The organism is Pirellulales bacterium (assembly GCA_035656635.1).
GTDB lineage: Bacteria > Planctomycetota > Planctomycetia > Pirellulales > JADZDJ01 > DATJYL01.
Genome location: DASRSD010000099.1, coordinates 39,091 through 64,165 on the forward strand (window position 1 = coordinate 39,091; position 25,075 = coordinate 64,165).

The 25,075-nt window shown below is 56.0% G+C and carries 20 protein-coding genes and 1 riboswitch; of the genes, 12 read left to right on the top strand and 8 right to left on the bottom strand.

Annotation, left to right across the window (positions count from 1 at the left end; translation table 11 throughout):
- Nucleotides 1–26: 26 nt before the first annotated feature.
- Nucleotides 27–3,896, bottom strand: coding sequence for a c-type cytochrome (locus VFE46_09245; protein HZZ28176.1), 3,870 nt, complete (start codon nucleotides 3,894–3,896; stop codon nucleotides 27–29).
- Between the two features lie 385 nt (nucleotides 3,897–4,281).
- Here VFE46_09245 and VFE46_09250 point away from each other — a divergent pair, with 385 nt between their 5' ends.
- The 5 genes from VFE46_09250 (at nucleotide 4,282) to VFE46_09270 (ending at nucleotide 10,693) form a co-directional block, all read left to right on the top strand.
- Entirely contained in the window at nucleotides 4,282–6,240 is a 1,959-nt protein-coding gene (locus VFE46_09250; GenBank protein HZZ28177.1) for an ABC transporter substrate-binding protein, read from the top strand.
- A gap of 45 nt (nucleotides 6,241–6,285) precedes the next feature.
- Nucleotides 6,286–7,278 (top strand): ABC transporter permease, encoded by a 993-nt coding sequence (locus VFE46_09255; protein HZZ28178.1) that lies wholly within the window; start codon nucleotides 6,286–6,288, stop codon nucleotides 7,276–7,278.
- A gap of 107 nt (nucleotides 7,279–7,385) precedes the next feature.
- Nucleotides 7,386–8,504 (top strand): ABC transporter permease, encoded by a 1,119-nt coding sequence (locus tag VFE46_09260; protein ID HZZ28179.1) that lies wholly within the window; start codon nucleotides 7,386–7,388, stop codon nucleotides 8,502–8,504.
- A 6-nt stretch (nucleotides 8,505–8,510) separates the two neighbouring features.
- Nucleotides 8,511–9,584 carry an ABC transporter ATP-binding protein gene (locus VFE46_09265; GenBank protein HZZ28180.1) on the top strand — a complete coding sequence of 358 codons (1,074 nt, stop codon included), beginning with the start codon at nucleotides 8,511–8,513 and terminating at the stop codon, nucleotides 9,582–9,584.
- Between the two features lie 2 nt (nucleotides 9,585–9,586).
- Nucleotides 9,587–10,693, top strand: a complete 1,107-nt coding sequence (locus tag VFE46_09270) for an oligopeptide/dipeptide ABC transporter ATP-binding protein (GenBank protein HZZ28181.1) — start codon at nucleotides 9,587–9,589, stop codon at nucleotides 10,691–10,693.
- A 15-nt stretch (nucleotides 10,694–10,708) separates the two neighbouring features.
- On the opposite strand, the gene VFE46_09275 is transcribed toward VFE46_09270, so the two are convergent.
- From VFE46_09275 to VFE46_09290, 4 genes are all read right to left on the bottom strand, one after another.
- Complete coding sequence (locus VFE46_09275) at nucleotides 10,709–11,590, bottom strand: hypothetical protein (GenBank protein HZZ28182.1); 882 nt, start codon at nucleotides 11,588–11,590, stop codon at nucleotides 10,709–10,711.
- A gap of 338 nt (nucleotides 11,591–11,928) precedes the next feature.
- Nucleotides 11,929–12,891: a hypothetical protein gene (locus VFE46_09280; GenBank protein HZZ28183.1), complete on the bottom strand. Its 963-nt coding sequence runs from the start codon at nucleotides 12,889–12,891 to the stop codon at nucleotides 11,929–11,931.
- A gap of 6 nt (nucleotides 12,892–12,897) precedes the next feature.
- Nucleotides 12,898–13,551 (bottom strand): sigma-70 family RNA polymerase sigma factor, encoded by a 654-nt coding sequence (locus VFE46_09285; GenBank protein ID HZZ28184.1) that lies wholly within the window; start codon nucleotides 13,549–13,551, stop codon nucleotides 12,898–12,900.
- Nucleotides 13,552–15,046: 1,495 nt separating this feature from the next.
- On the bottom strand, nucleotides 15,047–15,514 hold the full coding sequence (locus VFE46_09290) for a hypothetical protein (GenBank protein HZZ28185.1): 468 nt from the start codon (nucleotides 15,512–15,514) through the stop codon (nucleotides 15,047–15,049).
- Nucleotides 15,515–15,923: 409 nt separating this feature from the next.
- Between VFE46_09290 and VFE46_09295 the strand changes: the two genes are divergently transcribed.
- Entirely contained in the window at nucleotides 15,924–16,541 is a 618-nt protein-coding gene (locus VFE46_09295) for a transposase (protein ID HZZ28186.1), read from the top strand.
- Between the two features lie 84 nt (nucleotides 16,542–16,625).
- Here the strand turns inward: VFE46_09295 and VFE46_09300 are convergent, their stop codons facing one another.
- A complete protein-coding gene (locus VFE46_09300; GenBank protein ID HZZ28187.1) occupies nucleotides 16,626–17,258 on the bottom strand; it encodes an HNH endonuclease in 633 nt (210 codons plus the stop codon).
- Nucleotides 17,259–17,961: 703 nt separating this feature from the next.
- Here VFE46_09300 and VFE46_09305 point away from each other — a divergent pair.
- Nucleotides 17,962–18,270, top strand: a complete 309-nt coding sequence (locus VFE46_09305) for a hypothetical protein (GenBank protein HZZ28188.1) — start codon at nucleotides 17,962–17,964, stop codon at nucleotides 18,268–18,270.
- Nucleotides 18,271–18,607: 337 nt separating this feature from the next.
- Nucleotides 18,608–19,684: a 3-isopropylmalate dehydrogenase gene (locus VFE46_09310; protein ID HZZ28189.1), complete on the top strand. Its 1,077-nt coding sequence runs from the start codon at nucleotides 18,608–18,610 to the stop codon at nucleotides 19,682–19,684.
- Nucleotides 19,685–19,697: 13 nt separating this feature from the next.
- Here VFE46_09310 and VFE46_09315 read toward each other — a convergent pair whose 3' ends face one another.
- Both VFE46_09315 and VFE46_09320 read right to left on the bottom strand, forming a co-directional pair.
- A complete protein-coding gene (locus VFE46_09315; GenBank protein ID HZZ28190.1) occupies nucleotides 19,698–19,913 on the bottom strand; it encodes a hypothetical protein in 216 nt (71 codons plus the stop codon).
- Nucleotides 19,914–20,134: 221 nt separating this feature from the next.
- Nucleotides 20,135–21,358, bottom strand: a complete 1,224-nt coding sequence (locus VFE46_09320) for a YSC84-related protein (GenBank protein ID HZZ28191.1) — start codon at nucleotides 21,356–21,358, stop codon at nucleotides 20,135–20,137.
- Between the two features lie 203 nt (nucleotides 21,359–21,561).
- On the opposite strand from VFE46_09320, the gene VFE46_09325 reads away from it, so the two are divergent.
- From VFE46_09325 to crcB, 4 genes are all read left to right on the top strand, one after another.
- Complete coding sequence (locus VFE46_09325; protein HZZ28192.1) at nucleotides 21,562–22,101, top strand: hypothetical protein; 540 nt, start codon at nucleotides 21,562–21,564, stop codon at nucleotides 22,099–22,101.
- 150 nt (nucleotides 22,102–22,251) lie between these two features.
- A complete protein-coding gene (locus VFE46_09330) occupies nucleotides 22,252–22,800 on the top strand; it encodes a carboxymuconolactone decarboxylase family protein (GenBank protein HZZ28193.1) in 549 nt (182 codons plus the stop codon).
- A 50-nt stretch (nucleotides 22,801–22,850) separates the two neighbouring features.
- Nucleotides 22,851–24,266, top strand: a complete 1,416-nt coding sequence (locus VFE46_09335; GenBank protein ID HZZ28194.1) for a serine hydrolase — start codon at nucleotides 22,851–22,853, stop codon at nucleotides 24,264–24,266.
- Nucleotides 24,267–24,331: 65 nt separating this feature from the next.
- Nucleotides 24,332–24,393: riboswitch (Fluoride riboswitch) on the top strand.
- A gap of 135 nt (nucleotides 24,394–24,528) precedes the next feature.
- Entirely contained in the window at nucleotides 24,529–24,912 is a 384-nt protein-coding gene (crcB, locus tag VFE46_09340; protein HZZ28195.1) for a fluoride efflux transporter CrcB, read from the top strand.
- Nucleotides 24,913–25,075: the final 163 nt, after the last annotated feature.

Here is a 25,075-nt window from a genome sequence, read left to right on the forward strand (position 1 = left end):
GGAATGACAATGCCCAAACCGCACGCTTAGCGTTTGTCGTTGTATGACTTTAGCGCCGGGCGACTCGTGATGTTGCCGCCAGGCGGCTGATTCAAGTACGTGAACAAGTTGGCGATATCATCCAACGTGAGCGTATTCAGCAAACCCTCGGGCATGACAGAAATTTTGCACGGCAAGACTTGATCAATATCGCCGGCAGCAATGGTGGCTTTCTGACCGTTGGATTGCAACACCACCAACGAGCCATCGGCCTGCTTCGCCGCCAAGCCGGTAATACTGCGGCCGTCTGTCGTGAGTACTGTTTTGCTTGCGTACTGATCGGAAATTACCAGCGATGGGAATAAAATCGATTCGAGAATTTCTTTCTTTTGGAAACGGCGGCTGACGGTGGTGAGATCCGGCCCTACGCCATCGCCACGATCGCCAAAGCGGTGGCAGTTGATGCACTGCGATTTGGCAAACACTTTGGCGCCCAATTCGACATTGCCGTGCGCGCCTTCGGTGCCGGTCAGGAACGTGTACAGCTCTTCGTAGGTCCATTTGTTTTCGGCAGATTCAACCGGTAGCTTGGCTTCCGGCTCGTTGGGATATGTTTCGGCAAACCATTTCTGCCAGGCGGCCAGCGCCGTCTCGGCCTTGTCTTCTGGTGTACTCAGCTGTGTGCCGGTCCAACGTTCCAGCACCTTCACCGCATTTAAGCCGCCGTTTTCGCCTAATTTCAAGCCCCGCAAAATCACTTGCCGATACGGCTCTGGGTTATCAGGAGTTTGTTCGATGTGCGCCAGAGTAATTAGCACTTGCTGAGCGAATGCTCCTTCCACCACCGGCAACGATTGCACCAGCAGCGGCCAGTTTTCGGCGCTTGGAGTTTGCGTGATGGCCATGGCAATTTGACCGCGCCGCTCGGGGAACTTGTCGAATGTCTCGTGCAAGTAAGTGCTGGCCTGCGGATCGTGCGAACGGCCCAGCACTGCCACAATTCCAATACCCAATTTATGGGCTGCGTCTCCATCCATGACCGCAATTTGTTTATCGAGGGCAATAATTTGAGCGATGGTTTCTGGTGGCACGTCTTCAGGCAATTTCGCCAACAATGCCAATGCGGAAGCAGGCCATTTGGCGCCGTCGGCCAATACCAGGGCCCGTTCTTCCGGTGTGAAGTCGACGAAAAAATCGCGGGAAACGCTATCGATGTAACCATCGAAGCTATGTCCGCCTGAGAGCGCGCGAGCGCTTTCATAATACTTCAGCAGTTCCAGCTTTTGCCCTGTGCTCCAGCCGTGTAAGAACCTGGCGTACAACGCCACTTGCAATTTGTCGGCCGAGGGGCTGTCGGCAGCCAGTTGTTCCAGCATCCGCTGAGCGGCTGATTTACCTTGCAAAAACACGACCAACCGCACTAGTTCGCGGTTCAATTGAGCGTTGCGGGTGGGATACTCCTTAGCGATTTTCTCCGACAGCTCCGGCACATCCGATGGCTGCAGATTGCCCCGGGCCAGTGATAATTGCATGACTCGCAGTATGTCGAGAAAATCGGGATCATTGACGAACCCGTCCATAACGGTTTCGCAGCGACGTAAAATGGCCAAGCAATTATCGTGAGTGGGATCCATCACCAACATGGCCCGCGCGCCTTGCACGAACGTGCGGGTTTTATCGGTACTGAGAATCGCCGCACGATATTCATCTGTGGGCAAGGTTTCCAGCAGCCGAGTGGCAGCATAGGCAATGTAACGGTGGGTGCTGCTCAACAGCGGAGCTAGTTCTTCATACTTCGGCTTTTGTCCAGCCCGAACCATCGATTCACATGCCACTCGTTGCACCACCGGATCGCGATCGCGCAGCAATTGCGCCAGCTTGACGGCTGTATCGGCATCGGGATGCAAACCCATCAAGCTGGCTACTTTGGCGCGAATTGCGGCATCCGGGTCGCTTGCCAAGCGAGACAGCTGCGCCCCGGTAGGAAACGGGCCGAATAAATGCATGAGATCCAACGCCCGGCAGCGGTCTAAACTGGCCCCCAACGGATTCTCGGCAAGGGTATTGAGTTGCTCGTCCCACGTTTTGCCTAACTGCTGCTTAAGCAGGGCGATTTTTTGTCGGGCGAAGGCGCTATTCAGTTGCGGCTGATGCAAGGCTTGATCTATGCCCTGGCCTAAAGCTACCGCATCAGCCGGCACCTTGCCGCGCCAAACAATGCGGTACACGCCTCCTTCCGTGCCGCGGCCGCCGGTGCAGAAATACAGCCCGCCATCAGGGCCCACATCCAAGCCTGTAACATTCAGCGGCTTGCCGGCGGCGAAGGTTTCCATTTCGGTTTGATACGTGCCATCTTTGGATTTCGGGTAAATCGCCAAAATTCGCCCGCGTGACCAATCTCCTATAAACAACGCATCATGATAACGCCGCGGGAACATCACGTGATTGTAAACTACTACGCCAGTCGGCGATCCGCGCCCCGTATCGGTCATCGTGGGCAGGCTATCAAAGTTGTAATCGGGCCACACGCTCCATCCGCTGCGCGAGCCGAACTCGCCGCCGGGAGTTACGTGCAAGCTCCGAGTGGGACGATACCAGGGAAGGCCCTCGTCCCATTCCATGTCTGAATCGGCCGTGAACAATTCGCCGGCGCGATTAAATGCCAAGCTGTAGCAATTGCGAAATCCGCCGGCAAACAATTCGGCAAAGCTGCCGTTAACATCGGTGCGTACTACCGTGCCCCCCGGCGCCTTAATGCCGGCAGCATAACCATGCGGATCTTCGTATTTAGGAGTTATTAAATCGCCTTCGTAATAATCGTGCAGCGGGCTGGTCGATGCCGGCTGCTTGTCAACTTGAGTGTGGTTGCCAAGGATAACATACAGCAGACCGTCCGGCCCAAGCGTGACGCCATGCGGCCCATGCTCAACCGAATCGCCCGTGAACTTCAGCAGCGTGTCGCACTTGGCAGCGTGGCGGTCGCCATCGGTATCAGTAAGCCGATAAAGCCCTAACCCATCGGGGCCTTTCCCCACGGCGAACACTTGCCCGTTCAGCGCCAAAATTCCTTGGCAATTGGTAACTTGATCAGAAAAGACTTCCGGCTTGTCGAACTTGCCTTCGTGGTTAGGATCGCGGAATAAGAGAATTCCGGAACCTTCCTTGGAGGCTAAGATTTCGCCGAACTCGTCGAAGGCCAGGGTTAAGAGCGAGCCGGTATCTTCGGGCGCTAAAACCGTTTCTACGCGAAACTCGGGCAACGTTTCAAAACGACCGGCAGGAGCGCCCCCCGCCATTTGTACATCGTCCAACCACGGTACCGCGGTTCCCAAGGGTCCTACCACGCGGGCCGGAAGCCATTGGGTATCGTTGTAGGAATGCTTGGACCATTGTGGAAATTCCTGCAAGCTGGTGCGCCAGGTATCGTCAGTGTTATAAGCCACATAAGTGCCGCCGACATCTTTGACCAACACACGCGCCACCAAGCCGGCGCTGCCCTCAGCTTTTACCGTGGCTTTTACGGCAACCGTATTCCGGCCAGCGGAAAGATATTTGGTAATATCGTGCGACTTCATTACTCGCCAATTGTCTCCCTCTCCTGCCGGACGACCGTTTACATACAGTTCGTAGGCATTGTCGCAGGAAATTTGCACCTCGCCGCTTTCGGGCTGACCCAACGGAAACGACTTGCGAAAGTAGCATACGCCGGGCGGAATTTTTTTCTCGACGGTTTGCGCCGGCGACCAAATCCATTTCATCTCTTGTTGCTGTTTATCTGGCTTTAAGTCAGTTTTGGCATTAGGGTTGGCGTCGACTTTGGGATCGGCTTTGCTTTGTGCGCCAGCTGGCTGCGCGGCCTGAATGAGCAGCAGGCCTATACCCAATGCCAAAGCCAGAAGAATGCCTTCAGACAACATTCGGAGTCTGTTTACAAAGTTCTTCGGTGCATTAGCTAATTGCATAACAATTCCCCGTCCGCCTAAATGGAGAGATTCAATAGCTTTGCGAAATGATGACGATGTTCGTGCAGAATCCCCGTCGGGAATGAACTTGCGTGGGGAAACGCACCGCGCTTTCTGTTGGGCTGCACTGCTGCCACCCAAGCGGCGGAACATTAACGGGTTTTGGCAGCCCAAGCAACACGGATTCTGCCGCTAGCACACCGCCCAGTAGTCTGCTTGACCGCCTCCCAAGCCACGGTTTAGCATGCGGTTAAGCACTGGACGTAAAATTGGCTTCGGTGCATAGTGGGCGGTTTATGTGGCCCTAGCTGGCATTGCCCAATCTGGAAGAGAACAACCCATGACGGAACGAAGTTGGCTCGCCGCATTGCTAACAGTTGCCGGATGCGTATTCATTTGCGGCGATTTTAGTCCGCTGGCATATTCCGCCACGACCGGCGATAGTTCCGCTGCGGCCGCCAAGCCAGACGCTGCTTCTAATCCCCCGGCCACTCTGGCCGAATTGGATAAATCGGTAGAGTGGGTCGACAAGCCGGTCTACGATTCTTTGAAGCTATTGGCCGACGATTTGGTCCAACACCCCCCGCTCGTCAGCGCGGCTGAAGCGCTCAAGCTGAAAAACGACAGCCCGCAGAACAACGAAAAAATCATCAGCGCATTGGGCCGCTTGCCCGCCGGCGGCGAAAAGCCCGACGATCACGCCCGCATCATGCGGTACTTAATTGGCGACATCAACAGCGCCAATCCCGTCATGGAAGACACTATTTATGAAGCAACCGTACTGGCGCAGAGCAAGTTCGGCCTGATGATCTACAACTGGAAAATGCAGCCCAATTATTGCGATGCCGATACCACCGTTCGCTGGCAGCAAAGCAAAGACCATTTAATCGACAAAGTAACCATGCGGCGCGATTGCTTTTGGTCCGACGGCAAGCCGATCACCGCGCACGACATTGCCTTTTCGTTCCACGCCATCATGAACGAAAAAATTCCCGTTCCCGCTATGCGTACCGACACTAGCAAGCTGCGCGACGTCGTCGCCTACGACGATTACACCGTCGTCTATTTCCACAAGCAAGCGCTGGCCACGGGTGACGGGTACTTGAACTTCGGGATTATTCCCGAGCACATTTTTAAGCTGCTGTACGACAAGCTCAACCGTGGCATGACGTTCGACGAGTTGCTACAGACCCCCGAATATCAACAGACGGAGCTGCATCCTGTTTCCGGCAATGCCTATGTCATGACCAACCGCATTCGCAACCAGGAAATTGTCTTTAAGCGCCGCGACGATTGGTACCTGCAAAACGGCAGGCAGGTGCGGCAAAAACCATTCTTCGAGGAAATTCGCTTTGCCATTAAGGAAGATCCCAACACCGCGCTCTTGGATTTGAAGCGCGGCACCCTGGACGATTACGAAATTCAGCAGGCGCAATGGGCCAATCAAACCAATGATGCCGAGTTCTACCGCAAAAACACGAAAGCCTACGGCAGCGAATGGACCTATTTTTTCTTCGGTTGGAATAACGATTCCGATTCGGCCCCGTTCTTCCGCGACCGCCGTGTCCGCGAAGCCATGTCGTACGCCTTTGATTATCGCGAATTAATCGACAAAACTTTGTACGGCCTATGCCAGCAATGCACTGGCATTACCAATCCGGAAGCCTGGTACGCGCCGAAAACGCCGCTGAAGCCGTACGTGCAGGATCTCGACAAAGCGGAAAAACTGCTCGACGAAGCTGGTTGGGTCGACAGTGACGGCGACGGCATCCGCGACAAAATGGTCAACGGCCAACGCGTCAAATTCGAATTCAGCATGACCGTGAAAAACGATCCGGAACGGATCAAAATATGCGAAATCATGCAATTCAACCTGCAGCAACTGGGCATCACCTGCAACATCAAGCCCATGGAAGGCACACGCTTGTTCGAAAAGCTGTTGAAGCGCGAATTCGAAGCGGAATTCAGCGGCTGGGGCACCGGGACCGATCCGGCCGAAGACGAAAACGTTTGGGCCTCCACTGAAATACCCGACGAGGGCCGCAATTATTTGGCGTACAGAAATCTCGAGGTCGATAAACTGTTCCAACAGGGAATCGAGGAATTCGAACCCGCCAAACGCGCGGAAATTTACGCCAAAATTGACGAGTTGATTTATCACGATCAGCCATGCACGTTTCTTTACTGGCGCAGCGCCTTCTACGGCTTTAACAAGCAATTGCGCGGGTACAAGTTCAGCCCGCGCGGACCGTACGATTACTCTCCTGGGTTCAGCAGCATTTGGATGACTGCCCAATAGTTCGTTTTCCTGTGCGATTCCTTGTTCATCCGGCGTTAACCGTTCATGTGGAATTATTTGGTCCGGCGACTGATTTTGGGAATTTTCACCCTCTGGGCGGTCACGTTTTTGGTGTACATGCTCATTCGCTGGATGCCGGGCGATCCGCTCTTGGCCCGCATGGAACAAATGTCGGCCGGGAAAAAAATTCGCGCCGAAGACCGGGAGCAGATGAAGAAAATCTATGGGCTCGATAAGCCTGCCGCTGTCGCCTACTTCGCCTGGCTGGGCAATGTGCTGCAATTGAATTTGGGAAATAGCTTTTCGCGCTATCAGCCGGTCACGCAAGTCATTGGCGAACGGATTGGCCCCACGCTGCTCCTCTCTGGCACGTCGCTGCTGCTGGGGTATTTGCTGGCCGTGCCAATGGGCTTGTATGCCACGGCTCGCGGCGGCAAGCTCGACGAGCGCGCACTCAGCGTCAGTTTATACATGCTGTACTCGCTTCCAGCATTTGTGGCGGCGTTGTATTTGCAGATGATTTTTGCTGTTAAGCTGCAAGGCACGTGGCTGGAATTGCCGCTGGACGGCATGACCGGCGGAGGTTTTGATGGTTTTTCCATGTGGGGAAAAGCCTGGGATTTATTTCAGCACGCCTTGCTTCCCACAATTTGCATGACCTACGGCACGCTAGCCTACGACACGCGCTTCATTCAGGCCAACATGCAGGAAGTGCTCCGGCAAGATTACATTCGCACCGCGCGCGCCAAAGGCGTGTCGCGCACCAGGGTTATCGTGCATCATGCCTTCCGCAACACGCTGATTCCGTTCGTCACCATGCTAGGACTGGAGTTACCTTTAGTGCTAAGTGGGGCAATCATCCTGGAGCAAATTTTCACCTGGCCGGGCATGGGTCGGCTGTTTTTCGAAGCCATCCGCGAATACGACTATCCCACGATCATGGGCCTAGTGTTGTTGTTTTCTGTCCTGACATTGCTGGGGCAACTGTTGGCCGACATTTTATACGCCGTGGTCGATCCGCGCGTAACCTATTCATAATCCAAAACAAATTCAAACTGCCTATACACGCAGGCGCGCCGTGGAAAGAACGAAGCCGAATCTTTTCCTGTCTTTCTCTGTGTCTGCGCTTCTCTGCAGTTAAAAATATGTCCACCGTTCCCACCGTTCCGCCGCTCGTCGATGAAAACATGCAGGCCGTACCGGCCAAATCGCGCGGTTTTTGGGGCGAAGCATGGCGGCGCTTTCGACGGCGAAAACTGGCGATGGCGGCGTTGGTGTTTGTCGGCTTTTTGTCGCTGGTTGGAATTTTTGCACCGGCCATTGTCGGCACCAAGCCGCTCATTTGTAAATACAAAGGCAAAATCTATTTTCCCGCGCTCGGATATTTGAACAGCGATTGGGAAGATCAAGCGCTGGCGATTAAAGAAATGCGCTTGATGTACGCCACGAATTTGAAAAAGAAAGACCCCGACAGTTGGGCGATTTGGCCGCTTATTTATCAGGACCCATTCCGCCGTGTCCGCGACGACGAATGGGACAACCGCCCCGGCAATCCCTCAGGTGCCGACGGCATCCCCAACCGATTCAATTTATTTGGGACCACCGACAATGGCTACGACGTGTTCGCCATCATGGTGCACGGCACCCGCACCGCAATGCTGGTCGGTTTTGTGTCGATGGGCATTGCGGCACTCATCGGCATTGTGTTGGGTTCGCTGGCCGGATATTTTCGGGGTCCGATCGACTCCGCCATTAGCCGGCTGATTGAAGTGGTGTTGTGCATTCCCACGCTGGTGTTGATTTTGGCTTTGGTCAGTCTGCTGGAAAAGCCAACCATTTGGGACACCATGGCGATCATCGGCTGCACGCAGTGGACTAGCATCGCCCGGTTGGCAAGGGCCGAATTTTTGAAGCTGCGCGAAAGTGAATTTGTGATGTCTGCCCGGGCACTGGGTGTGCGTCCGGGGCGTATTATTTTCCGTCACGTCCTGCCCAACGCGCTTGCACCAGTGCTCGTGCCCATTACATTCGGCATTGCCGGAGCAATCTTGATTGAAAGCGCGCTAAGTTATCTGGGTTTTGGCCCGCCGCCGCCCAATCCCGATTGGGGCGATTTGCTGTCGCAAGGACGTGCCAACATGCAAATGTGGTGGCTGATTTTGTTCCCTGGTCTAGCTATTTTCTTTACCGTGCTAGCTTACAACCTGATTGGCGAAGGCCTGCAAGAAGCGACCGATCCCCGCCTGCGCGAAGCAGGAAAATAAACAATCATGCGATCCTCTGCGTCCCTTGTGGTAAATCAAACCTTTACTATGCCTCCTCTGGTGCAAATCGAAAACCTCCGCACGTGGTTTTACACCGACGAGGGCGTGGTCCGCGCGGTGGACGATGTTTCGTTAACCATTCCCCGCGGCAAAACTTTGGGCGTGGTGGGCGAAAGCGGTTGTGGCAAAAGCGTTACGGCCCTGTCCATCATGCGGCTGGTATCATCGCCGGGTCACATTGCCGGCGGGCGAATTGTTTTGCACGACAATGGTCAACCGCTGGTGCTGTCTGAATTAACCGACCGGGAAATGCGGCGCATTCGCGGCGGAAAAATCTCCATGATTTTTCAAGAGCCCATGACGTCGCTCAATCCAGTGTTCACCATCGGTGCACAAATTGCCGAGGCCGTGCGGCTGCATCAAAAAGCCAGCGCCGCCGAAGCGCGCCGCCGCGCAATCGACATGCTCCGCAAAGTCGATATTCCCGCGCCGGAAAAGCGGGTCGATGAATACCCGCACCAGTTTTCCGGCGGTATGCGGCAACGGGCGATGATTGCCATGGCCCTCTCGTGTAATCCACAACTGTTGATTGCCGACGAGCCAACCACCGCCCTGGACGTCACGATTCAAGCCCAAATTCTCGATCTGTTGCGCTCCTTGCAGCGAGAATTTGGTATGTCGATTTTGATGATCACGCATGATCTGGGCATTGTGGCCGAAATGGCGGACGACGTGGCGGTGATGTATGCCTCCAAGGTTGTGGAATACGCTCCTGTGCAGGAGCTGTTTGCTCATCCACTGCATCCGTACACCGTGGGACTATTCCAATCGCGGCCCGAAGCTGGCAAGACAAACTCCCCTACTATTCCACGCAATGGACAACGATTGCGAACCATTCCCGGCATGGTGCCTAGCCCATTGTATTTTCCCAGTGGTTGCAAATTTCATCCACGTTGCCCGTTCAATGATGGCCAGCGTTGTACGGCAGAAGAGCCCGAACTCCGCGAAATTACTCCGGGCCACTTTGCCCGCTGCCACTTTGCGGGTCAGTTGGATTTTTCCAAAGGAGGCTGGAAATAATCGTGGCGGGTCCCTTGCTACAAGTCGAAAACCTGCAGCAGCACTTTCCAGTGCGCAAAGGAGTATTGCGAACGGTGGCAGGGTATGTCCGGGCGGTCGACGGAATCTCGTTTGAAATTGCCGAGGGAGAAACGCTGGGACTGGTGGGCGAAAGCGGCTGCGGAAAAACCACGGCCGGCCGAACATTGCTGAAATTGCTGAAGCCCACCAACGGGCGTATCCACTTTGCCGGCCGCGACATTACCCGGTTGCACGGGGCCGGTTTGCGCAGCCTTCGGCGCGACATGCAAATTGTGTTTCAAGATCCGTACGGCTCGCTCAATCCGCGCATGACAGTCCGTAGCATTGTCGAAGAAGGCTTGGTCGTGCACGGCCTGGGGAATCGGCGGCAACGGCTGAACCGAGTAATTGAATCACTAGAAGAAACGGGGCTCGATCGCCGCTACCTGAACCGGTATCCCCACGAGTTTTCCGGGGGGCAGCGGCAGCGGATTAGCATTGCCCGGGCGTTGGCCTTGAAGCCGCGGTTTGTGGTGTTGGACGAACCGATTTCAGCGCTCGATGTTTCGATTCAATCGCAGATTATCAATCTGCTGGTGCAGTTACGTGAAGAGTTAAAGCTGACGTACTTATTCATTTCGCACGATTTGTCGGTGGTGGAATACATCAGCGACCGAGTAGCGGTAATGTACTTGGGCGAAATTGTGGAGTTGGCCGGCAGCTACGAACTGTATCGGAATCCGTTGCATCCCTATACTCACTCGCTGCTGTCCAGTATCCCGTCGATGGATCCCGGACGCCGGCGGAAACGAATTTTACTGCAGGGAGACGTGCCCAGTCCGATCAATCCGCCGTCAGGCTGCCGGTTTCATCCTCGATGTCCCTTGGCCATGGACGTATGCCGCACGACTCCGCCGCGGGAGCTGAAGTTGGCAACTGCCGCCGTCGCTGAACCGAATTCATCCAGGGCAACAAATGGTTTGGATCACGTGCACCTGGTGCGCTGCCATGCCGTGGAACAGGAACTGGAGCGGGGCCAAACGGATACAGCTCAAATCAGCCGAACGATTCGTGAACAAATGGCTAACAAGCAACCGGCGACAAATTGAATTACACCCGGTCAATTAGCGATCATCACTGGGCATGTGCCATGTTCGTTTGGGCAGTGCGATTTTTCGAGAAAACTGTGCCGCGGATGCCTTGGGTGGGGAATCGGCGGCCAGCAGTTGATCGACCATCGCCTGAGTATCGGTCGCCACGGCAGATAGTCGTAGATTCCAAAGCGAGTGATATACTCCTGTCGAATCGAACAAGTATCCCGGAAAACATATCAAAATGGCGCCGGCGATGCTGTTGTTCAAATCGGTATTTGGCGTAACGCCGCGCAAATGTGCATCGAACGTGGCGCGAAGCGAAGTCGCAATCAAATGCCAAGCTCGTGCCCGCACTTGTGGTTGATGGGAACGATCAAAATCTCGGGAAAATTCCTCTGTTCGAGCAGCATCGTGGGCAAATGATGCCGCATGGATTAGCGAACCCAAACTACCCAACAGCAAATCGGTCCATCGTTCGGTCAGACGGCGCAAATGGTTTAGGCCGCCTCCATTTTCCGCGTTTTGCGGATTATATGAGATCAGGTTGAGCACGCGGTTCGAAGCTTCCAAATGTCCTGCCATCACGCTGGCCGCCACCGGTTGCGCTTCGCTGCTGCCCGCAACATAATCCATCGCTGTCAAGATGCTCGACCACACGCGCGTAAGCATTTCGCTGACGAGAATTTCTGCACACACCGCTTGCAAATTACGGACACCGACAGTTTCTTCCGTACAGCTCGCCGACGGCGGTTGCACTTCACGCAGTGTTCGGTTCCAGCGGTCTAACCGGCATTTGGAGACGGTCCAGTATTGAGCTAGCGCAGCAGTGGGAACTTGCCGTACGCTACCAATTAGTACGGGCCCTTGTGAGGCAACAAACACGGCTAGGTCGATCAGCTCGCGGGCGTGCATGCAATGGAAAGCATTTTGGAGATTGAAGTTGGAACGGCAAGAGCTTTCCTTCTCTGCGGGCGATGGAAAAGAGCCCGAGGGGACAAGAGCTCTTAACCACCGCCGCAAGAGAAGTGGATCGGGGGGGATCCATAAGGAGGTGATGGGTCCCTAATGCACGTGTAGTGCCAAATGGCCCGGAACGCATCTAAGGGGGAATGCGATCGCGCCGAAACACCGCTTCTGCAAGAGTTTATCACTCGGCGTGGCCAAGATTCCGCGAAGACCTCGGCGTAAAGTTGTTGCCGCAGTCCACCATTCATGGGGCCGCGGCGTTGTCGCCAAGCAACATTGGATTGTTACTTGGACGGAATCGGCAGCGGCGCCGGGCCAATTACCGTGTCGTCAGGGCCTCGACCCGGCCCCACTTCTTGATCGGCGTTGGTGTAGATGTTGTCACCGCTTGGCAGAGTGGGCGTGGTTAAATAGCCCGTGTGTAAATCGTCGAACAACACATTTTGCCCGCTGCCGCCGTGATTGGGGCTGTTCGTTCCGTTCATTCCAGGCCGGTCGCCAAATACGCCAACATTCGGCCGCTCCTGCTTGCGCTGCAGCTTATATTTGCCGTCTTGCATATAACCCACCGGGCCGCCGTAACTGCCGCTCAATTGGGGCAGCATTTGAGACAAAAGCGCGGCATCCATTGCTTCCACTTGTTCGACCGTCGGCACGCGGAATTTGGAGCTATCCGCATCGGAAGAAGAAGGGCAAATCAGCGTCCGGGCCGATTGCGGCAAATAACCCTCCAACTTCGGCGCCCACATGCCCACGGCGTTCACCTGGTCGCCGGGTCGCACGGCCGGATAATAACCGCCGTTGCGATTGCTAAAATCGGCGGCGGCATAGCCTATGTCTTTCAAATTCTTTTCGCAGGCCAGAACTTGCGAGTGCGCTTGGCTTTGATAAATCTGCGGCACGAAGAAAATCGCCACCGAAGCGGCAATCGCGCCGGCCACGCCTAGTTCCAGCCATGTCCACCGCCGCGAAATCCTGGGCGACGTGCCGCCAGCCGGCGGCGATAACGCCGCCGGCATGATTTCCGTGCGCGAATACACAAAATCACAGCAGCGCGCGGCCAAGCCCACAGGTGGCTCGTGATCCAAACGGCCTTCCGCTAGCGGGGCCAAGCTTCCTCGCAGCAATTCCAATTCCCGCCGGGCAACTTCATCCTGCGCTAGGTGCTGTTCCACCAGCGCTCGCTCCTCGGGCTCAATGGCGCCCACTAGGTAGCCCAGCAAATGCTCGCGGATGGAATTGCTCATGATCGCTTACTCATCATCGCTCGGATGTTTGTTCGTCCACGCTTCGTTCAATTTCAAAATGGCCGCATGCATCCGGCTTTTCACGGTGCCGACGGGAATATCCAGCACCTCGGCGGCCTCGCGATACTTCATTCCTTGGTAATACACCAATAACACGGCTTCGCGCAACGCTTCGGGCAACTCGGCAATGGCTTGTTGCACCCATTGGCGGCGCTCATCTGTTTCTAAGTTATCGACTGCCAGCGGCTCTTTGCTGGTGAGCAAATCGAGCAGCGAACCGACATCGTCTTGCGTATCGTGGTGATGACCGCGGCGATCCAAGCTGACCATTTTGTGCCGCCGGTTGCGACGCTGGGCATCAATCGCCTGGTTGGTGGCGATGGTGTACAGCCACGGACGCACTTTGCGTCCCTCTTCAAACTGGTCGGCCTTCAAATACAACTGCAGGAACGTCGCTTGGAACACGTCTTCTGCCATCGTGGCATCGCTCAGATAGCGACGCAAATAGCTGTAAAGTTCGCGTTCGTAGCGTTGCACCAGCAACTCAAAAGCCCGACGACCCCCACGCAACCGATGCTCCATTAACAGCTCTTCGTCGGTTTTCCGAGCCAAAGCTTCGGGAGTGTCGGTTTGCGATTGTATGTCGATGGCACTACTCATCTTTATACGCCCCGGCTGGGAAGCGGTTCGCGGTGGGGGCCCATTGCCGGGGCAAAGTTTCGCCCAAATTCCCCCTGGCAAAGCACGAGCATTATACATGGCATTTTTCCTTCTGTCCGACTCATTGCCGGCGAGCGCACACGATGAGAAGAATGAAGGAAAATGACTGCGCGTCGCAGGGGTCGAACGGGTTCGCACCCTACATTCGCAAGTGCCGTGCCTGCCAACCATTTGCAACCATTCACCGCAGATATCGGCGGCAGGCTGCAAAACCCTCTCGCCACAAACCCTTAGCGAACAGGCGCTTTCGTCACCATATTGGAACATAGCCCATTTCGGGCGACCGCGAACAACCGGCGGGCAAATCGCTGGAAACCCGCTTTTTCTCGGCTCATGCCGAAACGGCAGTCTCGAATTGAGACGCCCTTGGCAATTGCGGCCATTCGCACGGACGAAAGTTGCCGCCGGCTTTTGTCCCCGATTATTATTTTCCGGACAGAACTGGAATGTTTTGTCGCAGGCTCGCTGCTGCCGGCAGGGAAAATTCGCGGATTTGCCAAGTGTTGTGCGTGACATAATCAGGCCAGTTTGCGTCGCAAAAGATGTATTGTTGGTGAATTGTTGCTCGTCAGGTCAGTGATCGGTGGTCGGTAAAAATTAGCCCCGGCTCTGCCGGGGGGCCGCAGCGGAAAACGGTCGCATCATCCCGCCGCATGGCACAAATTTTAAAAGCCGCGACCGTCTGTCGCGCTTGCCCATGGGAACCCGTCGCACTGGCCCATGGGCGGCTGCCGACGAGTAATACCAGTGATACATCAGGTTTACCAGTGTTACGGTACAGACGTACACTATAGCAGAACAGTGGCCCAAAAGTTAGCCAAAAAATTTTCCGGCTGCGAATTTTTTTACCCCAGAGGACGCAGGGGAACACAGAGGCAGTGAAGGCTTAATATGGGACTTCAAACCGTATTTAAGAGCTGCGCGCGTCAGCAAGCGGCTAGGACAGCAGCGACAATTGCTACAACTGCTATGGGACATTTCGCCAAACTACGCCAGAATGGTTGCGTTTCGAGTTCATCGTTTATATACAAGTGTATAGGAGACATCGACCGTGAGCGATAATTCGAAAATCGAATGGACCGACGCCATCGTGGAACCCCGTGCGCGGCTGCGTAAAAATCAGCCCCGGCTGCACGCATTGTTATGCTGCCACCTTCGCCGAGCGTTTCCGCGGCGTGCCAGGGCATCCGTATGAGGGCGGGGAGAATGTTTTACTTCACCCACAGGTGGGAATGCTTACTTCAAATCCACCGTCCAGTAGGCGTTGTCGACGAAGGTTTTTCGGAGGCAGGTTGCATGCCGCGGGGCCCGGTGGGTGAGCCGCGGGGCCGTGGAGATTAAAACAGCGGCACCCCTGCGTGGCCGCAGAGGCTAAGCGGGATCGGCAGGGCGCGGCGGCGAAGGGGTGAATGGCTGCTGCGCGAACTAAGCCGGATTACGCCACTGTGAAATCCCAGCCGGAAAGAACCAGGCTGGGCAGCAATTCGGGATTGTGGCTGACGAGCTTGATTTCGATCGACCGCGGGCCGGCGGGAATTTTCAATTCCGCTTCGTAGGTGGCGCACCACTGCGTTTCGTCTTCGAACGGCTCCTCGGCCTGGTCGCGAGGAATGTAATCGTCGTCCACAAAGACCAACTCCTCAACCAGCTTGGCGGGCACCCAATCGGCGTGCGATTGCACATCGTCCTGATCGGTCGGGTTGTTGGGGTCGCCTATCCGCACGAAAATTTCCGCTTCGTCGAACGGGCCGTAAGAATTGGAATGCGTAATGCGGACCGTGGTGGGCCCGGCGGCGGTGGGCTGTTCCGGAATGGTGATGCCCTGTATTTCGGATTCGGCCGGCAGCTCCCAAAAGTTGGGCGAATCAGAAACCATTTTGTGCGTGGCGGCATTGGGGCTCATACGCGGTCCTCGCTGGTCAGTAAATGAGATGAGAATTTGAGACAGGACGCGAAGGCGAACGCCGGCTGTTATCGCGCGCGGCGAAGCCAGATGCAAGTGTTGTGGGACCGGGGAAATTAAAACAGATTAAAACGGCAGGACCCCGCGTGGCCGCGGGGGCTAAGCGAATGAGTGGCGGGGGCTAAGCGGGTTCGGGGCAAAGCGGTATGATATGGGCCGCGAGGGCCAAGCGGGAGGATGGAGTGGCGAGGGGCAAAAAAATGAGGCGGTTGGAAATTCATGGTTAGCCCGGTCGGCCACGACCGGTGGAGCATTCGCAATGTCGCGACCGGTAATTGGTTACCATTCGATTTTCGGCGCGTATGGATTTTGGCTTCCGAATGATCCCCGCGGGTCATGGTCAGAGGTTGTGAAAGCCGAGCACTTGAAACCCTTTGGGGAACCGATTCATCCTGGCACGCGACACTCGGTTGCAAATCGAAAACACGATTCAGCCCTGCGGCTTGCGGCGAAACAACATCTGCTGCGGAAGAATGTCACATTCCGCGACGACCAAATTGAATGTCTGGCTGGCGGTTTTGGTGAATTGATCCGGCAAATAAAACTCGTCGTGTTTGCATTGGCGATCATGCCGGACCATGTGCACTTGGTTTATCCTCGACCCGAATGCGATGCGGAGGAATTTGTGGGCATGCTGAAGCGCGCGGGATCCAGGGCGCTGCGGAAAGCGGGGCTGCATCCGTTTGGCAAGGTCGATGATACCCGCGCGAAAGGTGAAAGCAGAACCGCTTGCGTGGACGCGGGTGAAGCGGACGAAGAAATATCCCGCGTGGACGCGGGGGCTAAGCGGGAGAGGCGGTTGCCCACACCATGGGCCGAGAAAGCCTGGCACGTTTATTTACACGACAAGCAGGAAATACGGCACAGGATTGGATACGTAGTGCAGAATCCCATCCAAGCGGGCAGGCCCGCGCAGCATTGGGATTTCGTGACGGCGTTTCACGATACGCCGCGTGGTTGCGGGTAAGGAAATAACCCCGCGTGGCCGCATGCGATTAATTCCCCGCGTGGCCGCGGGGGCTAAGCGGGATGACAGGTTGCGGGGGCTAAGCTATTTCAAATCGACGGTCCAGTAGGCGCTGTCGACGAAGGTTTTCCAGCTTTCGTACTTGGGGTTATCGAGCTTCACGGACAATAGCGGGCTGCGCTTCGGCTTAATTGGCGGGCGGACCAATTTCATGTGCGCTTCGTGCGGCGTGCGGCCCCCTTTGCGCACGTTGCAGTTGACGCAGGCGCACACCACGTTTTCCCAACTGGTTTCGCCGCCGCGGCTGCGGGGCATGATGTGATCTAAGCTCAATTCGCTGGTTGGGAACACTTTGCCGCAATATTGGCAATGGTTGCCGTCGCGGGCAAACAGATTGCGGCGGTTGAAGCGCAGCGTTTGCCGCGGCACTTTATCGTAAGAGAGCAGCCGGATGACGCGCGGGGCTTGCAGCTCGAAATTGACAGCGCGAATCCAATCTTCGTGCTGCTGCTTGCAGGCGGCCCGCATGGTGCTGATTTCCAACCAGGTTTCGAAGTTGTAGTTGGCGTATTGGCCTTCTTCGAAATGAATGACTTCGGCCAGCTCGCGGAACAACAGTCCCAAGGCCCGGCGGACGTTGATGACGTGCACCGCCATGTAAAACCGGTTGAGCACCAACACGCTGGAACTAAGCCCGCCTTGAGCAAATGCCGTCATGCAAAAGCCTCCGCCGCTTGATCAATCAACAAAATCTTCCAAGCAAGGTCGGCTTTGACCGGTCAGTACGGGCCCAAAACGCTTTTTGCGGCAAGCCGTACACGGTCTAATTTACAGCCAACCCGCCATTGAATTTGCGTCGCTATTTATTGTAACTGGCGAGGGTGTAACAAACCAGTCTTGTTTGGGGTGCCCGAAGCGAGTATGGAGAAAGCGGTAGGCGGTAGGCGGCGGGCAGTAGGCAGCAGGCAGTGGGGAAAGTGGATGGTTATAAAGCCGCGACCGGTGGTCGCGCTACGGGCGAAGCCAGCCATGGCCACAGCAAGCATTGGCAAATTGCTTGGTAAAAATCGAATTCTAATTGGTTCGTCACCAGCAGATTGCAGGGATGATAGCGGATTGCTGGATCGCGCCGGCTGCATGGTTTCATGACCGGCGGCGCCGGAGGCGGGTTCGCGCTGCGGTGCATTTGTTCACATCCGTGACGCACTTCCATTGCACTTACAACACGCCGGGTGCAGACATGCGGGGCAGGTTGTGTCAATAGGTTTTCAAATTATTTTGGAATCATCTTTTCGCGTGCAAAAAAATTTGGGAGTTTCCCTTGCGGCGCGCAACGAAGCGGCAGTAGGATTGAAGTTAATAAGAATACACGTCGAAATGGAAATGACGGCTACCTTTTTTCAATCGTGGGGTGCGTGCGATGATTCAGCATATGTGTGATCTGTGCAAGCGTTTGATCGACACGGAGCAGGATGTGCGCTACGTGGTCAAAATGGAAGTGTACGCTGCGTTGGATCCGGCACTGGACGAAACCGACGATGACCGCGATGGCTTGCAGGAAGTTCAGGAAATGCTGCAACGCATGGAGGAAACCGGCACCGAAGGCGTGGCCGAGGAAGAAGTGTATCAGCAGATGCGCTTCGATTTGTGCCCGGAATGCCGCAAGAAGTTTTTGAAGCAGCCGCTGGGTCGCGAAGCGATCAAGCACTTTGATTTCAGTCAGAACTAACTGGGATTCCAGCCAGTACTAACTGGGATTCAGCCAGAAGTGATTTTTTTGAAACTGCTGGCGCTAAGCAGTTGGCGGTAGGCGGCCGCCGGCTGGCTCGGTTGAAGCGCTGCGAATGAATTGGTCCACGGCTGTGGCTGTTGGGCATCTCTAGGCAATTGGCATGCGCGAGGCGCCGCTGCTTGTGAGCGCCGGGGCGTGCCGCTAAAATTGCGACTTGCGCGGCGGTGATTTTTTCACGCTCCGCTTGCGCATCGCGGCTAAACCGCAAGCGGATAGATGCCAACGTGTCGAATCGTCTCTTGATTCTCGACCCTCAACCCTGAGCCCTGCTTTCATGTCCACTCTGAAATTGGCCGTAATTCCCGGCGACGGCACCGGGCCGGAAGTGACCGCCGAAGCCCTCAAAGTGCTGAACGCCGTGGCCCCGCTGGAAAATTTTAAGTACGAAACCACGCCTTTCGATTGGGGCTGCGAGCGATATTTGAAAACCAAGGAAACGCTGCCGGCCGGCGGCGCCGACGAGCTGCGAAAATTCAACGCCGTGTTTTTGGGCGCCGTGGGCCATCCCGACGTGGCGCCGGGCATTATCGAAAAAGGGCTGCTGTTGGCGCTGCGATTCGAGCTGGATCAGTATATTAACTTGCGGCCGGTGCAATTGTTCCCCGGCGTGGAAACTCCGCTGGCGGGCAAGGGACCGAAGGACATCGATTTTGTCGTCGTCCGCGAGAACACGGAAGATTTGTATTGCGGCGTGGGGGGATTTCTCAAAAAAAACACGCCCGACGAAGTGGCCACGCAAGCCGCCGTGTATACCCGCAAGGGTTGCGAGCGCTGCATTCGCTGGGCGTTTGAGTACACCCGCAAGCGGAATAATCCCAAGGGAAAAATGCTGACGCTGGTAGCCAAAACCAACGTGCTGACCTTCGGGCACGATTTATGGTGGCGGGCCTTTCAGGCCGTGGCGAAAGATTACCCCGACGTGAAGGCCGATTACAACCACGTGGATGCCTGCTGCATGTGGATGGTGAAATCGCCGGAATATTACGACGTAATTGTCACCACGAACATGTTCGGCGACATCATCACGGATTTGGGGGCGATGATTCAGGGCGGCCTGGGCGTGGCGGCCGGCGGGAATATCAATCCCGATCCGGGCGGCGTGAGCATGTACGAGCCGATGGGAGGCAGCGCGCCCAAGTACACCGGGCAGAACGTCATCAACCCCATCGCCGCCGTGGGCGCGATGAGCATGCTTTTGGAACATTCAGGCCAACCGAAAGCCGCGGCCCGGGTGATGAAGGCCATCAAGCAAGTGACGGGCACGAAAATGAAAAGCCAGGCCGCCGGCAAAATGGGCTACAGCACCACGCAGGTCGGCGACTTGGTGTGCGAGGCGATGGTGAAGGGGTAGCTAAGCTAATTGATCAAATCACTTCCACCAAGTACGTCGTTATCCAGATGTCAAGTTGTTGGAAGCGTTCTTTCAGCCGCTCTTTGAAATTGACGAAGAATTGGCGGTTTTCGCCAAATTGCTCTTCCAATTCCAATAGCGTATCGGCAAATAATTCGCCTGGCACTGGCTGGCCACTATTGAACTTGGTGGGCAGCAGTAGTTCGAAACGCCGGGATTGCTTCTGCATACGTTGCTGGTCCCTCAGCGGTAAAGCGGATGCCTTCTGACGCGAGAGCGGTCAATGCGGTTTCGATGACGAGCAGCTCGCCGGAAGCATAAGTCGTGAATGAGAACCGTCCTGCCAAATAGCCCAACGCTTGGCGCTTAGATTCACGATCCGGAAATCGAATGCGAATAAGTTTCATACCGGAATTCTAACCCATTATAGGGCGGTTGGCAACGAAATGTTTATCCCGGCGGGTTGGGAAGCGCGAGGCTCGGGGTGCTGCTGACCGATTGCAAATCGCGGTAGGCTTTTAGCAGACCGTAGGTTTCCTGAAATTCAGGACGCTGGGTGAGGACTTTATACTTGGCGTCGGTGGCCACGGCCTTGTAACGCTTCACGGCGGCTTCAACCACATCAGGCTGCGGCGAGCTGTTGGCGGTGTTCAGCTCCGGCGGCAGGGCCAAGTAACTTTGCCAGCGGCTGTCGACGCGGCTGTTCAATCGCTGCGAAGCATTCAGTAACCGGCCGCGAATATCGGCCAGGTCGGAAGGCAACGTGTTCATCGCCAGCGCTGGCGGACCGGCCGCGGGAACCATGCCGGCCATTTGTGGCATGGCGGTGACTGGCTGAGCGGGCATGGGTTGCCCAGGAACCGGTTGACCAGGCGCGCCGGCAGGAACCGCGCCAACGGGCATGGCCGCTACCGCAGCCGGTGGCGCGTTGGCGTAAGCGGCAATCGTGGCCAGCAGATTGGCGGCCGATAGCGGCAACGTCGGCGCTTGTCCCGGCGGAGCATCGGGCCACAAGATGCCGGTGCCACGGTAGTAAGCGGCGGTGGCGGCATTATCCATGGAAATGACGGAGCCATCCAGCGCCGCTCCGGCGAACAATCCGCGACTGCGAGAGTAAGAATATACTTCGGCTTTGAGTTGCACGTCGGTGGCAGCCGAAGCATCGCGACCCACCGGTCCGGCGGCGGCCGAGGCCGTGACCCCCATCGTGAACTTGCCGTTGAGCAAGCCCTGCACACTCTGTCGAGTTTTGAAAACCAGAATGACATCGGTCGATTGCACGCCGGCCTGCCAGCCGATGCTCCCGCCGGCAATGGTAATGAAGCTGGGCGCTCGCCAGGCGCCTTGATCGTTGCGCATGACCAGCACACCCCGGCCGTAGCGGGCGCCAATAATAAATCCACCTTTGATCAGCCCCGGCGCGATGGCAATCGCCTGGGCATCATGCAGCAGCGCGCGGGGGATGGCTCGGGCCGGCGCCGCCATAATTTCGTTCAGTACTTGCGTGGCCGCTTCGATGGTGGCTGTTTCCGGAGTTTTCGGCGCCGCAATGACCGATTGCATCTGCGGGGCCGGCTGCGCGTATTGCCCGTAAACGGCCGATGGCGTGCCAGCGACGGCCAACCACAGGGCCAGCACCGGCATCGAAAAACATGCAGCAAGTGAAAATTTCATGGCGTCCGTACCTCGCGGGAATGATCCCTGGAAATGCTCAACCGTGGGGCAAGTGTACCGCCCTGTGGGTTTCCGCCACAACGCCGATTTGCAGCCGTGGGGTTCTTGCAAGATAATAAGGCCCGATTTCTTCAATCCCCTACGCCCGCGAGCGCAGCTGCAGGGTAATGGGGCAACGGTGAAATATCGAAAGCAGGTGCAGCATGGCCAGCCAACCAACCGACTTGGGCGCGGTGTTCGACGAACACATGCGCTACGAGTTTGTCGATCTCGATGTGGAGGCCACCATGCGCACAATGACGGCCCAGCCGCACTTGACCCATGTGCCCACGCTCACCGGCGGCCGCAATTGGGAAGAAGTGCGAAATTATTATCGCGATCATTTCGTGGGGCATTGGCCGGCAGATACCAAAATGATTCCCATTTCGCGCACCGTGGGAACCGATCAAATCGTCGACGAGTTCGTCGTGTGCTTCACGCACGATATTCCCATGGACACCATGCTGCCGGGCGTGCCGCCCACGGGCAAATACGTGGAGCTAGCGCACGTGGCCATTGTGAAGTTCGCTGGCGGCAAAGTCGCCCACGAGCACATTTATTGGGACCAGGCGTCGCTGCTGGTGCAGGTGGGTTTGTTGGATCCGAGCAAACTGCCGGTGACCGGCGCGGAACAGGCGAAAAAAATTCTCGATCACACCCGGCCGATGAACGCGCTTCTGGAACGCAAGGCGGAGCAATCGTGATGAAAGTAATTTGACGTCACTGCACGTTAGCTGGCTATGTGACTGGTGATCGAGACATTCAGAGTATTGTCGGTCTGCTGGATTGGCGCGACGGGCGGGCGAACGCACAGCATCGGCTGCGCAATTTCTTACCACTTCGGAGGCATGGTCATGGAACATGAAAAGCTGCATCTGACGCCGATCGAAAAGCCGCGTGGATTGCTGGTGAGGCTGGCGTATTGGCTGAGCAAACGGCAATACGGCAAAGTGCTGACACCGATGAAAGTGGTTTATGCGCGCAAGCCGGGACTCATTCACATTGTCCGGCAGATTCTGAAGGTACAAAAAAGTTTGACGCTGGAGCCGGCCGTTCAATACCTGGTTTCAGTACAGGTGTCGCGAATGAACGGTTGCCGATTCTGTGAGGATATTGGTTTGGCGCACGCCATTCAGCAACGGATCGGCAAAGACCGGTTCGCGGCGCTCGAAGATTACCGCACCAGCCCCAGCTTTACTGAGCGGGAGCGAGCGGCGCTGGCGTTTGCCGAAGAAGCGACACGAAACCACGCCGTGAGCGAAGAAACGTGGGCCGCGGTGAAAAAGCACTTCACCGACACGCAAATTGTGGAGCTCGTGTGGCTGAACGCAACCGAAAATTACTTCAATCTGACCGCCGCCGTGCTGGGAATCGGGTCGGACGAGTTGGCTGGAAAGCTGTGAGTGGCGATTTACAATGAAGAGCCAGATGGCGGTAATGTAGAGGAGCACAAATGAAAATGCATTTACGGCTTTTACTTGTCTCGATACTTTTGCTTGTGGTCTGCCCTTCTGCTTCGGCAGACGAATACGGCGATTCCATACAAACATTTCTCAGCAAAGCTTTTGAAAGCAAGGATGCTGGCCTGGTCGTCGGAATTGTGGATGAACATGGCAGCAGAATTTACAGCGCCGGTAAATTGGATAACGGAACTGACAAAGACGTCGATGGCGATACCGTATTCGAAATCGGCTCGGCCACTAAAACTTTCACCGCGCTGCTGTTGGAAGATCTGGTGGAGCGCGGGGAAATGAAGCTGGACGATCCGGTGTCGAAGTATCTGCCCGAGTCGGTCACAATGCCGACCCATGGCGGCAAAGAAATTACGCTGTTGAATCTGGCGGCGCAGGATTCGGGACTGCCGTTTAACCCCGGCAATTTCACAGGCGCTAATTCCGCCGAAAGATTTTCCAGCTATACCGTGCCAAAAATGTACGAGTTTCTGTCGGGCTATCAACTAACCGAAACTCCTGGCGAAAAATTCCAATACTCCAATCTCGGCATGGGATTATTGGGGCATGCGATGGAGCGGAAGACCGGCCGGGATTTCGAGTCGCTTGTCGTCGAGCGAATTTGCCGACCGCTACGCATGGAGAGCACATGCGTCACGTTGACTGCGGCATTAAAAGCGCGGCTGGCAACTGGGCACGACGAATCTGGCAAACCCTGTCCCAATTGGGAAATGCCGGCCATTGCCGGCGCCGGGGCTCTGCGTTCCACGGCCAACGATTTGCTGAAATATGCCGCAGCGGAAGTTGGCTTGGCCGATTCCGCACTCACTCCGCTGATGCAAAAAACGCACGTCCTTCAACACCACGACGCCCAAGTCCGCGACGACGTTCCGGGCCATTCGGCGCTCCCCTGGTTCGACGAAGGTGTTTATAACCCGCCCGGTTCGGAGTTGTTTGGCCACCCGGGCGGCACGGGGGGATACAACAGCTTTATCGGCCTCGATCTCAAGCAGCGCGTGGGCGTCGTGGTGCTGACCAATCAAACGAAAGTGCATTCTTCGATGTTGGGTTGGCGAATTCTCCAGCATGCGCACTTCGATGGAATTGATCCGGAAAAAATGATGGCCCTGCGAGAAAAGATCGGCGTGGGAGCCAAGCTTGACCTCGACAAAGAGTCGCACGAACTAAAAATCATCGGTGCCATTCCAAACTCGCCCGCCGACGTCGCCGGGTTATCCACCGGCGGACTAACTGTACGTTCGATCGACGGCGTTAACCCCACGGGAAAATCGCTGCTGCAATGCATGGCGCTCATCAAGGGGCCCGAAGGTGCGATCATCCGCTTCAAGCTTGTCGATCAAGACGGAAACGTGAAAACGGTCGAAATCGCGCGAAAAAAATACCTCATCGATGGCTGATAAAGTCCATCACGGCAAATCGTGCCGCTTGACATCGCCGGCATTTCTGCCCACGATTTGAGGAAGCAAACCATGGGGATGGGGTCCCCCGCAACCGCCTTCATTGGCTGATGACTCCTACCGAAACGCAAGCTGCGCGGTGGGAGACTTTTTGCACAACCAAAAGCTCTGCCGCTGGGCAGGGCTTTTTTTGTTCGTGGATGGCATCCTCAAAAATAGCGCCGCTCAACGCCGGCGGCTCGATGCACAGCGGATGAGTAATATGCTCAAATGGATTTTTATTGCCGCCGGCGGAGCGTTGGGCTCCGTGTTACGCTATGCCGTGCAAGGTTGGTTTCGAGAAGCCTTTGGCGCGCGGTTTCCCTGGGGAACGTTTGTTGTCAACATCACCGGTTGCTTGCTGATTGGGCTGCTGGCCGGTTTGTTCGCTGGCCCGCGAATCATCCGCGATGAATACAAAATCGGCCTGATGATTGGCGTGCTGGGCGGCTACACCACATTTTCCAGTTTCGGTTTGGAAACGTTCAACCTGGCCCACGAGGGAGAGTTTCGCTTGGCGCTGGTGAACATGGCGCTCAGTTGCGCAGTCGGCTTCGTGGCCGTATGGATTGGCTACCGGCTGGCGGAACGTTGGTTTGGAGTGTGACCGAAATTTCACCGCAGAGACGCGGAGACGCAGAGAAGACCTTTATAAGGTATCCACGAAACCAGGAACGAAAATCCAAAAATCTCCTTTCATGGCTTCCTGGATTCCTCATAAAAATCTGCTGCTCCGCGCCTCTGCGTCTCTGCGGTGAATAGGCCCGATT